The sequence below is a fragment of the Massilia rubra genome (assembly GCF_011682065.1).
Lineage (GTDB): Bacteria > Pseudomonadota > Gammaproteobacteria > Burkholderiales > Burkholderiaceae_D > Telluria_A > Telluria_A rubra.
On record NZ_VUYU01000025.1, the window covers coordinates 68,479 to 81,698 of the forward strand.

A 13,220-nucleotide genomic window follows, 5' to 3' on the forward strand; every position below is an offset into this window, starting at 1 on the left:
CTTGTTTTCCGATCCCGCCGCTGCCCGCCCCCGCAGGCGCGCGCAAAAGCGAGGGCCATGAATTTCGCACAAAGGTGGATTCATGACCAAGAGGAATTCACAAAAATGACCATATCCCGAGATTTCCGTTGTTTTCGGCACGAACTGTCACGCTGCGCAGGCGAAAAAAACCCGGCGCCAGGGCCGGGTTGTTCAACTACCGCAGCAACAGATCAGAACGCGTAGCGCGCCGTCAGCTGGAAGTAGCGGCCGTAAGGATTGTGCAAGCCCTCGTTGTAGCCGGCCAGCGGCTGGGCCGAGGTGTTGACGCCATAGATCGGATCGTAAGGCGCCTTGGTATCGAGCACATTCTGGATGTTCAGGTTCAAGGTCAGGTTCTTGATGCCGGTGTAGGTGTAACCAACCCCAAAACGGGTCCAGCTGTTGATCGAGCACTCGGGGAAATACGCTTCGTACAGGGGCATGGAGGTATCGCGATTGGCCTCGGCATCGCTATCCTTGCGCGTGCCGTATTGGCAGAACGGCTGGTCGTAGGTCACTTCCCTGTTATAGCGGCGCAGCAGCGATACGCGGCCGGTGTAGTCGATACTGGCATTGAAGGCGTGCGCGCCATGGCTCCACGACGACGACAGCGACGTCTTCCAGCGCGGCTGGTCGTTACCGCTCAGGTTCCAGTCCGCATAGCCGACACTGGTGCCGGCCAGGTTGCGTTCGGGATCGCCCGCAGTGCCGGCCAGGGCATAGTAATCCAGGAAGGTCGAGGTCAGCTTGGAGTTGAGCGTTCCCCATTCGCCCAGGTTCTTGCGGAAAGCCACGTCCAGATCGACGCCGCGCACTTCGGTCGCGCCCTGGTTCATCCATGGCGTCTTGACCATCAGCAGCGGACCGCTGTTCTGGATCACGTTACCGTTGGCGTCACGCACCCAGTTGGCCGGGTTCGGGTCGCGCAACACGTTGCCCGGGACCCGGGCCTCGTTCTTGAGCGCGTCCGCGGCCAGGCCGAGCGCGACTTCACCTTCCTTGCGGATCTTGTAGAAATCGAGGCCAATGTCGAGATAGGAGGTTGGCGAGAACAACAGGCCGAAGGAAATGCTCTTCGATTTTTCCGGTACCAGGTCGGGATTGGCGCCGCCGGTGGCGGCCGCCGACTTATTGCAATCGAGTTCGGTCGCGCCATCGCGCGGCGTTTCTTCATCGGGCTCGCAGCGGCGCGGATCGGCGATGTTAGTGAGAAAAAACTGGGCGCCGCCCGGCGTCACCTGCACCAGCGCCGGCGCACGGAAACCGCGGCCATAGGTGCCGCGCAACGCCAGGCTGTCGGTCACGGTCCACTTGGCGCCCACCTTCGGCACGAAATTGGTCTTGATGCCCGGGTACTTGTCGACCCGGCCGGCGAAGTCCATCTCGACATTCTTCAGGAAGGGCGTGCGCAGCTCGATGAAGGCCGACTTGATGTCGCGTTCGCCGTCGATCTTGGTATTGGCCAGGCCGAAAATGTCGCCGCGCTGCAGCACCGGATCGGGCATCAGCTTGATCATTTCGCGCCGGAATTCGGCGCCCAGCGCCAGGCCCATCGCCCCGCCGCCAAGTTGGCCGAACTGCGTGCTGACCTTGCCATCCCATTGCAGGATCGAGGCCTTGTCGTCGCTGACCACGTCATGCCCGACGCTCGGATCGGCGCTGATGGACGCAATGGTCGCGCCAGCATTAATCTTGCGCAAGGTCGGCAGGTACAGGCGGCCGTAATCGGTGTTTTCCTTGGTGGTCTGGTTGTACAGCACGGCCGTTTCCCAATCCCAGCTGCCAAGCGTGCCCTGCAGCCCCGCCAGCACGCGCGTATTGTCGCTCAGGGTCTTGGAACCGCCGCGCAGATTCACAAAGCGGTGGCCGACCGAAGCGCGTGCATCCGGGAACGGATTGTCGGGGTGGCCGATTTCCAGGATGGTCTGGTAGGGTTGCCCCACGCTCTCGCTGGTAAAGTTGGTCGTCGCGGACTGGCCGATGGTAATCGGGGCGCCGGTGTAGGAACGCTCGGTGCGCGAGTAAGCCGCTTCGGCGAAGGCCTTGGCGTTCTGGCCCAGTTTCAACACGCCGCGCGTCATGACGCTGGCATCCTTGCCGTCGCCGATACCTTCGAGGAATTGGGTGGTGTCGTAGTTGCAGAAGGTGCGCCCGATGAACACGCTGGTGGGAACGATGCCCATATTGGTGGCGCCGACCAGTTGCTGCGACGGATCGCAGGTGGTGCGGGTAACCAGGCGATCGGCCATATTGCTGCGGTTGACGGCGAAGTTCTTGCTGCCCGGCGCGCTTTCACGGTAAAACGAGGTCACGCCGGAAACCGTGCTGCCGTACGGCGTGGCGAAGCGTCCATTGATCTGCTGGTAGGTCTCGAATTCGATGTCCTTGACGTCCGCGCGTTTCACACGGTCACGGTTGGACACGTCGGCGGTAAGGAACACATTGTAGCCATCGCTTTCCACGTCGCCCTTGCCCCAGAAGATATTGGCGCCTTTGCGGGCGAACTTGCCATCGTCATTGGCGCTGGCGCGGGCCGCTACCTCGGTGCCCTGGTAGTTGGTCTTGGTAATGAAGTTGATCACGCCGCCGATTGCATCCGAGCCGTACACGGCCGACGCCCCATCCTTGAGGATTTCCACCCGGTCCAGGGCCGACAGCGGAATCGCGTTCAAGTCGTACAGTGTCGAATTACCCTTGTTCGGATCGGCATAGGCCGCCGGCGTCATGCGCCGGCCATTGAGCAGGATCAGGGTCGAGGTCGAGCCCAGGCCGCGCAGCGAGGCGGTCGACGCGCCGCGCGAGAAACCGCCGTCGTTGGTGTCGAGGTTGACGTCGCTGCCCATCGACGGCACTTTGCGCATCAGTTCGGTGACGGTGGCGGCGCCGCTGTCGCGGATATCCTTGGCAGTGATGACCTGGATCGGCTGGGCGCCCTCCTTGTCGATGCGTTTCAGGTTCGAACCGGTGATATACACCGTGGCGGTCGGCGTCGCGGCAGCCTGTTGCGCGAGAACGATGTGCGAGGAACCCAAGGTGAGCGCGACGGCGAGGACGCTCTGTTTCAATACAAAGTGTTTTTTCAAGATAACTCCAGGTGAGATATTCGTCCATGGAAAAAATTGACTCTTGTTTTTGAAACCCATTTATATGTATGAGTGATGACAAATTTCGCATGAACCCTACGGGGAAGCAAACAACTTAACCATACAAGTCAATTTTGCCGTCTTTAATGTTGTTTTCTGACGATTCAACCTAGGCAAAAGATGACGTTTTGCCAAATCCGCTGTAGGTAATTCAGTTCAGAAAAAACTGTGGTTTTTGCGCATGTATTCGTTCGCCAGAACGCGATATTTCAGGGAAGTGACTGACAAGCAAAAGAACCTCGGCATAATGGTTCTACGCAACAACGCGCCATTTTCGAGATGGGGAGTGTATTGATGAGAACACTGTTTTCCGCAAGCTTACTCAGCGTCGTCCTGCTGGCCGTGCCGGGAGCGGCGTGGTCGGCCGACAAAGGCAGTGCCGACGAAGCGGTTGCGATGGTCAAGAAAGCCATCGCGCTGATCAAGACCGACAAAGCCAAGGGCTTCGCGGCCATCAGCGACACGGCCAACAAGGAGTATCACGACCGCGACCTGTACGTCTATGTATACGACCTGAACGGCGTCAGCCTCGCGCACGGCAACAATCCCAAGATTGTCGGCAAAAACCTGATGGCGCTAGCCGACAGCAACGGCAAGTTGATGATCAAAGAGATGGCCGACCTGGCCAAGTCCCCCGCCGGCAAAGGCTGGGTCGATTTCAAATGGCCCAATCCGGTGACCAAGGCGGTCGAGAACAAGTCGGGCTATATCGAACGGGTGGACGACATGATGGTGGGATCGGGCGTCTACAAATAAGCGGCCGCCGCACGCCGAAAGAATCGTCCTAACGCCCCCCGCGGCAAACCCTTACAACCGGGGTCAGAGCTTTAATCAGAAATTATTGCCGGAGCCCACAACCGGGGTCTGACCTCTGATTCGAAATTTTTTCTAAGCCACATCGAAAAGCGGCGGATCCGCCCGGCGGTGGCCGGCACGCAGGGGCGCGCCTGCCTCCGGCACGATCATCGTCCCGCGATTCAGGGAAAAAATTACGAATCAGAGGTCAGACCCCGGTGGGGGATCTGGGCGAATATTGCTAATTAAAGCTCTGACCCCGGTTTGTGGGGGGCCTCCCCGGCCAGCGCCTTCCGCGCGAAAAAAAACGCCCCGGAGGGCGTCTTTGTCGATGTGGCCGAAAATTACTTGGTGTTCATCAGTGCAACCGTGGTGTCCAGCATGCGGTTCGAGAAACCCCACTCGTTGTCGTACCACGACGAAACTTTCACCAGGCGGCCCGATACTTTGGTCAGCGTCGAATCGAAATTCGACGAGGCCGGGTTGTGGTTGAAGTCGATCGATACCAGCGGCTCGGTCTGGTACGTCAGCACGTCTTTCAACGCGCCTTCGGATGCCGCTTTCATCAGGGCATTGACTTCGTCCACGGTGGTGTCGCGCTTGGCGATGAAGGTCAGGTCGACCAGCGAGACGTTGATGGTCGGCACGCGGATCGCGAAACCATCGAGCTTGCCATTGAGTTCAGGCAGCACCAGGCCGACCGCGGCGGCGGCGCCGGTCTTGGTCGGGATCATGCTCATCGTGGCCGAACGGGCGCGGCGCAGGTCTTCATGCATCACGTCCGACAGCACCTGGTCGTTGGTGTAGGCGTGCACGGTGGTCATCAGGCCGGTTTCCAGGCCGATCGCGTCGTTCAGCGGCTTGACCAGCGGGGCCAGGCAGTTGGTGGTGCACGAGGCGTTCGAAATGACCGTGTCGGTCGCTTTCAGGACGCCTTCGTTCACGCCGAATACGATGGTGGCGTCGACATCCTTGCCGCCCGGCGCCGAAATGATGACTTTCTTGGCGCCGCCCTTCAGGTGGGCCGAGGCTTTTTCTTTGGTGGTGAAGAAACCGGTGCACTCCAGCACCACGTCCACGCCCAGCTCGCCCCATGGAATTTCAGCAGGATTGCGCTGCGCGAACACGCGGATCGCGTCGCCATTGACGATCATGTTGTCGCCTTCGACCGTGACGGTGCCCGGGAACTTGCCGTGCGCCGTGTCGTAACGGGTCAGGTGCGCGTTCGACTTGGCATCGCCCAGGTCGTTGATCGCCACGATCTGGATGTCGTGTTTCTTGCCGCCTTCGTAGAAAGCGCGCAGGACATTGCGGCCGATACGGCCATAACCGTTGATTGCAACTTTGATCGTCATTACTTTGCTCCTGAGTGATAAAAATGGGTGGGCGGCGGCGCCCGGGCGCCGCCTGCGCTTCAATTAGTTCGTCAGTACCGACTTGACCTTGGCAACCACGTTCTCGACAGTGAAACCGAAGTGCTTGAACAGCACCGGCGCGGGCGCCGATTCGCCAAAGGTGTCGATGCCGACCACGGCGCCTTCCAGGCCAACGTATTTATACCAAAAGTCGGTGACGCCCGCTTCGATCGCCACGCGCGGCACGCCACGGGTCAGCACGCTGGCCTTGTAGGCGGCGTCCTGGCGGTCGTACACGTCGGTCGACGGCATCGACACCACGCGCACCAGAATGCCTTCGGCGGCCAGCGCGCTGGCGGCCTTGGTCGCCAGTTCGATTTCGGAACCGGTGGCGATCAGAATGGCCTTGGCATCAGCCACGTCTTGCAGCACGTAGCCGCCGCGCGCGATGTCGGCGATCTGGGCCGCGGTGCGTTCCTGGAACGGCAGGTTCTGGCGCGAGAAGATCAGGGTCGACGGGCCATCCTTGCGCTGGACGGCGGCGCCCCAGGCGGCAGCGGACTCGACGGTGTCGCACGGACGCCAGTTGTCCAGGTTCGGGATCAGGCGCAAGGACGATACGTGCTCGACCGACTGGTGGGTCGGGCCGTCTTCGCCCAGGCCGATCGAGTCGTGGGTGAACACGAAGATCGAGCGCAGTTTCATCAGCGCGGCCATGCGCAGCGCGTTGCGGCTGTAGTCGGAGAAGGTGAGGAAGGTGGCGCCGAACGGAATGTAGCCGCCGTGCAGGGCGATGCCGTTCATGATGGCGCTCATGCCGAACTCGCGCACGCCGTAGTTGATGTGGTTGCCTGGTTTGCCGGAACGCAGCGCGATGCACTCTTTCCAGTTGGTCAGGTTGGAACCGGTCAGGTCGGCCGAGCCGCCCAGGAACTCCGGCAGGGTCGGCGCCAGCGCCTGGATCGCGTTCTGGCTGGCCTTGCGGGTGGCGATGTTTTCTTTCTTCTCGACGCAGGCGGCAATCGCCGCGTCCAGGGTGGCGTTGAAATCAGCCGGCAGCTCGCCCTTCATGCGGCGCTCGAATTCGGCGGCCAGCTCGGGGTATTGCGCGCGGTAGGCGGCAAACTTGGTGTTCCACTCGCCTTCCAGCGCGGCGCCGTGCTCTTTCGCGTCCCAGGCGGTATACACCTCGGCCGGGATCTCGAACGGGACCGAGGTCCACAGCAGGTGCTCGCGCACGGCCGCCACTTCCTTCTCGCCCAGCGCGGCGCCGTGTACCTTGTCGCCGCCTTGCAGGTTGGGCGAACCCTTGCCGATGATGGTCTTGCAGCAGATCAGGGTCGGTTTCGACGACAGCTTCGCTTCAGCAATCGCCGCGTCGACCGCCGCCACGCTGTGGCCGTCGACGGCGGCGATCACGTTCCAGCCGTACGATTCAAAGCGTTTCGGGGTGTCGTCGGTGAACCAGCCTTCGACCTTGCCGTCGATCGAGATGCCGTTGTCGTCGTACAGGGCGATCAGGCGGTTCAGGCCCAGGGTGCCGGCCAGCGAGCACACTTCGTGCGAAATGCCTTCCATCAGGCAGCCGTCGCCCAGGAAGGCGTAGGTGTAGTGATCGACCACGTCGAAGCCCGGCTTGTTGAATTCAGCCGCCAGCAGGTATTCCGACAAGGCCATGCCGACCGCGTTGGCGATGCCCTGGCCGAGCGGGCCGGTGGTCGTTTCCACGCCTGGCGTGATGTCGACTTCCGGGTGGCCCGGGGTCTTCGAATGCATCTGGCGGAAATTCTTCAGGTCGGCCATGGTCAGGTCGTAGCCCGACAGGTGCAGCAGCGCGTAGTGCAGCATCGAGCCGTGGCCGTTCGAGAGCAGGAAGCGGTCGCGGTTGAGCCACTTCGGATTGGACGGATTGTGCTTGTAGTGGCCGGCCCACAGCGCCACCGCGATTTCCGCCATGCCCATCGGCATGCCTGGGTGGCCGGAATTAGCCTGTTGCACTGCGTCCATTGCCAGCGCGCGGATCGCGTTGGCCATCAAAGTGGTAGGGAGCGTCGTTTTCATGGGTCGAATCTGTGAGGTCGTAGGATTGGAAATGCGGGTGGCGCTGCTTGGCGTACCGGGTCAAGTATTTTACCAGACCATGGGGTGGCGAATTAAAATGAAGCACTTGCCGCGCCTGCCGGCCTCAACTAAGCCCTCAACTCTTTCCCAGGATTTCATGCCCCGTTTCTATTGTTCCGTGCCGTTGGCGGTTGGACTGACGCTCGACCTGCCCGAAGCGGTCGCCCACCATCTGCACGTGCTGCGCTTGCAGGTCGGCGCCGAATTGTGCCTGTTCAATGGCGATGGCGGCGAATACATCGCCCACCTGGCCAGCGTGGACAAGCGCCGCGCCAGCGTGACCGTCAAGGCGTTTGTGGCGCGCGATGTCGAACTGCCCTACGAAATCACCCTGGCCCAGGCCCTGCCCGAAGCCTCCAAGATGGACTGGATCATCGAAAAGGCGGTCGAGATGGGGGTGGCGGCGATCGCCCCGCTGGCGGCCCAGCGCTGCGTGGTGCGCTTGTCTGGCGAGCGCGCCGAAAAGAAACTGGCGCACTGGCAGGGGGTGATCGTGGCCGCCTCCGAGCAGAGCGGGCGCAACCGCCTGGCGCGACTGGCCCCGGTCGACGACCTGCACCAGTGGTGCGCCCAGCAGGACCTGCACAAGCGCATTTTGCTCAGTCCGCGCGGCGGCCAGTCGCTGGCCGACTGGGCCAGGCACCAGCCGCCGCAGGCGGTCTCGCTGATGATCGGCCCGGAAGGCGGCTTCAGCGTGCAGGAAGAAGACCATGCCATGGCGCGCGGCGCGCTGGCGCTGTCGATGGGGCCGCGCATCCTGCGCACCGAGACGGCCGGCATCGCCGCCGTGGCCGCGCTCAATGCCCTGTGGGGCGGCCTGTAACACCAGCGCCCTTCCCTGCCGGCGCCCTTGGTCTGCAGACCCAAGCGCTTGCCGCATATTCCCTGAGCGCCTACAATTACCATGCGCTCAGGATTGATAAAAAATCAATCATTCTGCATGGACCGGCACGGAGAGCGGCTGCGGTGGTTGGCGTCAACTATCTTGGCAAGTCCAGTGTCATTCCGTCCTGCCAGCACGTTGCACACAACCGAAGGCAATATTCAATGGGTATATGGAAAATAGGATGCGCGGCAGCGCTGGCTTTGAACATGGGAACGGCGCACGCTGTGCAAACGCCAGCCAGCTTGCGCGCCGCTGGCCTTCCGATATCGAACCTTGTGCTGCTTGACGAGGGCAATGCGAGCATGACCGTTATTGGCGAAATAACGCCGGCGCTGCTGGCATCATTCCGCGCGATCATCGTCGAGCATCCCGAGGTGACGCAGTTGTATATCGACTCGCAAGGCGGTGAGTTACCCAGCGCGCTTGAGATGGCGCGCATCATTGACCAGCGCAATCTGTCGCTGGTGGTCGACGGGCGCTGCTTTTCCGCATGCGCCAATTATCTTTTCGTAGCCGCAAGGCGCAAATCCGTGTTGCCTGGCTCGATGGTCGGCATCCACGAGTTATCGGCCACGTATGTCGACGCTCACGACAATTCCCTCCGCAAAATCGCCTCGGGACATGAAGCCGACAGGGAAATGCAGACGGCATTTAGCGCCGATCGATTGAAACAATGGCATGAAGCGCGGCGCCAGGAACAGGACTTTTACCGCGATTTCGGCATCCGGCAGGATTTACATAACGCTTATGCCGATTATGTGTCAAACAGAAAAAAATCACTTGGCGTCAGGAACATCAATATCGTTGCCGGCAATCCGCAGTGTCCGCGTTTGCGCAGCTGGATATTGAGCAGGGAACAGTTAAGCGCGATCGGCGTCAAGGGCATCGAGCGATTCTGGTTTCCCCGGAATGACAGGGAAAAGCAGGGTCTCTACAAGGCATTCGGGCTGCCGCCCGATTCGCTGTATGTGGGCAGCCCCGCCAATTTGCGCCAGTATTGCACCGGATTTGCGGGGAGCGCGATGGTGCGCCAATGGTATGCGCTGCACGACCTGATCAAAGGCCGCTAGTTGTCCATGCCACTGCCTGCTATCCCCCCGCCGGGCCGGCGGAACAGGTTCAGCGCAAGGCAAGTGCGCCCCGCAAGGCGCACATCGGCATAGGGGACGACCCAAATGGACCGTTCCTCTGCCACACCACCCGGCATACAGATCCGCACCGGACGGTCAGCGTTTCGCCACCAGCAGCGGCTGTTTGTCGCGACCTGTTTTGCGATCCAAGGTGCCGCGCCGAACTTGAAGTACCCTGTCCAGCCAACTTCGTCGGCGGGGCTGAGCCTCCCCGGCGCTACCACCGACGACGATGATCTCTGCTGAGACCCCACGGGAAGGCCGCAGTCCTTTCAGACGTGAGGCGGGGCGTCCCCAGGTAAGGGCCGCGCTCCTTCCTCACACAACCGCCGCATTTACGCCACTTCGCCTTGGCCACAAGCGCTTTGCGGTTTCTCGCCCGCTCGCCCTGCCAGCAGCGCCTTCTGTACGGTTCGTGTACCTCGGCTCATGATTTACGATTCACGCCTCCTTCCCACGGTCAGTTACCCTGCCGCAGTTGCGCTTCACTTCGCTCACTGTGGTTAGCCTGCGGCGGGACTTACATCTGCAGAAGTACGCCCATGCTAAGCGCACCAAAAAAAAGCGCGTTGCCGAAGCAACGCGCTTTTCATCATGACTGACGTCGAATCAGCTTAGAACTTGTAGCTGGTGTTGACGTAGACGGTACGGCCCATCGTGTCCGCGTAACGGGCATCGTAACCAATCTGGTGGCCCGACGACGTGCGCAGGGTCAGTGGTGGCTCTTTGTCCATCAGGTTCTTGATACCGCCACGAACTTCCCATTGCTTGCTGATCGCAAACTTGCCCTGGTAGTCGATCGTGCTGTACGACGGCACGTTCAGACGGACCGGAGCCAGCGACGCGGCTTGGGTCGCCACGTTGTACAGCGTGGTGGACTGGTCGGTGTAACCATTGCGGTAGCTGACCGTCAGCGCATTGGTCATGTTACCGGTTTCCAGGGTAGCCACGGCTTTAGCGATGTTACGGAAAGTAACTTGCGCAGTGATGCCGTACTTATCCATGTTGTCGGTCCACTCGTTGTCGGTACCCGGCACGGTGTAGTTGGCCTTGAGCATGTGGGTGCCGTTGACGTTCAGGGTCATTTTGCCGAACGAATACTTCTCGCCGACGGTCATGTCCCAGTCGATACCACGGTTGTGGGTACGGCCGATGTTGATCGGGGCGTTGATATACGCCCAGCTCTTGATACCGGTGGCAGGATCGGCGAAGTCGGTGAACAGTTCGCGGAACTTGCCGGCATTGCCGAAGGCCTGGATTTCGCTGACCGACGATACCTGGTTGGTCATGCGCACATCCCACAGGTCGGCGCCGAAGGTCACGCTCGACGATGGCTCGAGGCGGAAACCGATGGTGTACTGCTTCGATTTCTCTGGCTTGAGCTTCTCGTTACCACCCAGGTACGAGTAGTACTGCAGCTTGCCGGTGCGGCACAGGTTGGCGTCAGCGGCGCTCAGCGCTGCCGGGCAGTCGTACGCGGCGGACGTGTAGCCGTTCGACACCAGGGTGTTGGCGATGTCGTTCTGGTCGGCGACGCGGAAGCCCGTACCGTACGAACCGCGCAGCAGCACCGAGGTGGTCGGGGTGTAGCGCGCGCTGATCTTGTAGGTGCTCGCGTCCTGGGTCTCGCCCTTGGTACGGCCGGCGGCCTTGTCTTTCACGCCCGAGTAACGGTCGTAACGCACGGCGGTGCTCACTTCCAGGTCCTTGACGATCGGCAGGGCCAGTTCGCCGAACACGCCGGTCGAATCACGCGTGTAGTCGAATTCGGCGCTTGGGCTGAAACCGTAGATGGTGCCGTTCTTGGCGGCGGCCGACACGGTCTGCACCTGGTTCAGTTTGCGGTACTCGGCGCCGATACCAATGCTGCTTTTGCCGCCTGGCAGGGAGAACAATTCGCGCGAAGCGCGCGTGTCAACGCCACGCATGTCCGAGTAAGCTTCACGAACCGCGCCGTGGAAGATCGAACCGCGGATCTGGTCAGCCGTTGGCGAGCCTGCCGAACCGGTTGGCAGGAACGGGTTGAAGGTCGGGCCGGCGATCAGGCTGCGGAATTCCTTGTTCAACAGGTAGCCGCCGGTGTAGCTCTCTTCCAGCTTGTACTTGGAGTACGTCACGCCGGCGTTAAAGTCCCAGCCGCCGAAGTTGGCGTCCAGGCCGGTCACGGCGTGGATCACGTCGGTGATGGTCTTGCTGTCACGGGTGCCGAATTCGCTGGCGCGGTAGGTCGCGGTAGCGCTCTTGACATCGTCTTGCTGAGCAGGATTGATGTACGGCTTGACGTACTGGTTGTACACTGGCGAGTTCAGCGGAACTGCGACGCTGACCGGGTTGGCGGCGATACGCGCGGTCAGGTCGAAGCGGCCCAGCGACAGGTCGGCGAAGGCGGTGACGCTGTCCGAGAACTTGATGCGACCCGAGGTGTACAAGGTGTCGCGCTTCGATTCAGGCACGGTTTCGATGGTCGAAGCACTGTCCACGGCGCAGTAGTTGGCCGCAGGGGTGCTCGACAGGTACGGGAAGAAGCCTGGGGCGCACTGGCCGTTGACGGCGCGGTACGGGTTGAAGCCCATTGCCGAATTGGCCTTGCTGTTGAACGCCACGTTGACGTTGGCAGCGGTGCCCGAGGTCGAGGTGCGGTCATAGATGTAGCTCTGGCCGTCGTGGCCCAGTGGAATGTACGACGTCTTGCTGAATTCGCGCTCGGTCGCCTTGACTTTTTTCTGCTCGTCGTGGCGGTAGGTCATCAACAGGTTGTAGCGATTTGTTTCCAGATCGCCGAAGCCCCAGGTGATGCTGGCGTTGGCGTTCTTGCCGCCCGGGTTGGTCGGTACCGACACGCCCGCGTCCAGGGTCAGGCCCTGGAAGTTTTTCTTCAGGATGAAGTTGATGACGCCGGCGATGGCGTCGGCGCCGTACAGTGCCGAAGCACCGTCGGTCAGCACTTCGACGCGCTCAACCGCAGCCATCGGGATCGAGTTCAGATTGACCGCGCTGCCGCTGTCTTGCAGAGGCGCCATGCGGCGGCCGTTCAGCAGGACCAGGGTGTAGCTGCCGCCCAGATCGTGGATCGAGGCGGTCGTGCGGCCGCCCGAGTTGGTGCCGGCTGCCACGGCTTCAATCGAGAAACCCTGCATCGCTGGCAGTTTCTGGATCAGGTCGGCTACGGTAGTTGCGCCCGAACGTGCGATGACTTCCTTGGAAACCACCTGCACTGGCAATGCGCCTTCTTTCACAATCCGCTTGATGCTCGAACCGGTGATTTCAACACGCTGGATAGGAGCATCCTGGGCCAGGGCTTGACCGGCGACGAAGCCAGCTAACAGGCCGAGGGCGAGGCGAACGGAACGTACGCCAATCTTCTCTTGAAACATCATTTTTAGAACTCCGTTTAGGATGAGGATAATGACACTACAGCAGCTTGCTTGTACGACAGCCTTTCGGACCGCAAACCGCGCTGGCACATTGCCCATTAGAAATCATCAGGGCAGGCCGCGCGCGGCACGGGCGTCGCATCATTTTTTCTGCAAGGGGCATTATCGGGTCAGCGCCAAAAAAATGGAGGGCAAAAAGAACCGAAATGCAACTTTTCCTGCGACTACAGCGAAAATTCTTCCTATACGTATATGCACCGAATGAAATATTGTGCATTGCGGCAAAATAAGAATAATGAATGAGTCTGTTTTGCAACAAAATTTCTCATAGAGACAATAATGGAGGCGTAGCAACACGTTGACATCGAAAATACCCGTGTTGGATGCCCCGATTC

Annotated in this window: 7 protein-coding genes; 3 read left to right on the forward strand and 4 right to left on the reverse strand. The window is 60.8% G+C overall.

Annotated elements, in window-relative coordinates; translation table 11 throughout:
• Positions 1 to 212: 212 nt before the first annotated feature.
• Positions 213 to 3,104, reverse strand: a complete 2,892-nt coding sequence (locus F0185_RS26930; RefSeq protein ID WP_167229881.1) for a TonB-dependent receptor plug domain-containing protein — start codon at positions 3,102 to 3,104, stop codon at positions 213 to 215.
• 354 nt (positions 3,105 to 3,458) lie between these two features.
• Here F0185_RS26930 and F0185_RS26935 point away from each other — a divergent pair, with 354 nt between their 5' ends.
• Entirely contained in the window at positions 3,459 to 3,920 is a 462-nt protein-coding gene (locus F0185_RS26935) for a cache domain-containing protein (RefSeq protein WP_167229884.1), read from the forward strand.
• Positions 3,921 to 4,303: 383 nt separating this feature from the next.
• Here F0185_RS26935 and gap read toward each other — a convergent pair whose 3' ends face one another.
• Together gap and tkt are read right to left on the reverse strand one after the other, a co-directional pair.
• Positions 4,304 to 5,314: a type I glyceraldehyde-3-phosphate dehydrogenase gene (gap, locus tag F0185_RS26940; RefSeq protein WP_167229886.1), complete on the reverse strand. Its 1,011-nt coding sequence runs from the start codon at positions 5,312 to 5,314 to the stop codon at positions 4,304 to 4,306.
• A 63-nt stretch (positions 5,315 to 5,377) separates the two neighbouring features.
• Positions 5,378 to 7,375, reverse strand: coding sequence for a transketolase (tkt, locus tag F0185_RS26945; protein ID WP_167229889.1), 1,998 nt, complete (start codon positions 7,373 to 7,375; stop codon positions 5,378 to 5,380).
• 157 nt (positions 7,376 to 7,532) lie between these two features.
• On the opposite strand from tkt, the gene F0185_RS26950 reads away from it, so the two are divergent.
• On the forward strand, positions 7,533 to 8,258 hold the full coding sequence (locus tag F0185_RS26950; RefSeq protein WP_167229892.1) for a 16S rRNA (uracil(1498)-N(3))-methyltransferase: 726 nt from the start codon (positions 7,533 to 7,535) through the stop codon (positions 8,256 to 8,258).
• Between the two features lie 224 nt (positions 8,259 to 8,482).
• Positions 8,483 to 9,391 (forward strand): hypothetical protein, encoded by a 909-nt coding sequence (locus F0185_RS26955; RefSeq protein ID WP_167229895.1) that lies wholly within the window; start codon positions 8,483 to 8,485, stop codon positions 9,389 to 9,391.
• A gap of 674 nt (positions 9,392 to 10,065) precedes the next feature.
• Here F0185_RS26955 and F0185_RS26960 read toward each other — a convergent pair.
• A complete protein-coding gene (locus tag F0185_RS26960; protein WP_229477207.1) occupies positions 10,066 to 12,828 on the reverse strand; it encodes a TonB-dependent receptor in 2,763 nt (920 codons plus the stop codon).
• Between the last annotated feature and the right edge of the window lie 392 nt (positions 12,829 to 13,220).

Bases quoted from the DNA above. Each gene is read 5' to 3' on its own strand.
- F0185_RS26935 (WP_167229884.1), top strand. From the start codon at position 3,459: ATGAGAACACTGTTTTCCGCAAGCTTACTCAGCGTCGTCCTGCTGGCC.
- gap (WP_167229886.1), bottom strand. From the start codon at position 5,314: ATGACGATCAAAGTTGCAATCAACGGTTATGGCCGTATCGGCCGCAAT.
- tkt (WP_167229889.1), bottom strand. From the start codon at position 7,375: ATGAAAACGACGCTCCCTACCACTTTGATGGCCAACGCGATCCGCGCG.
- F0185_RS26950 (WP_167229892.1), top strand. From the start codon at position 7,533: ATGCCCCGTTTCTATTGTTCCGTGCCGTTGGCGGTTGGACTGACGCTC.
- F0185_RS26955 (WP_167229895.1), top strand. From the start codon at position 8,483: ATGGGTATATGGAAAATAGGATGCGCGGCAGCGCTGGCTTTGAACATG.
- F0185_RS26960 (WP_229477207.1), bottom strand. From the start codon at position 12,828: ATGATGTTTCAAGAGAAGATTGGCGTACGTTCCGTTCGCCTCGCCCTC.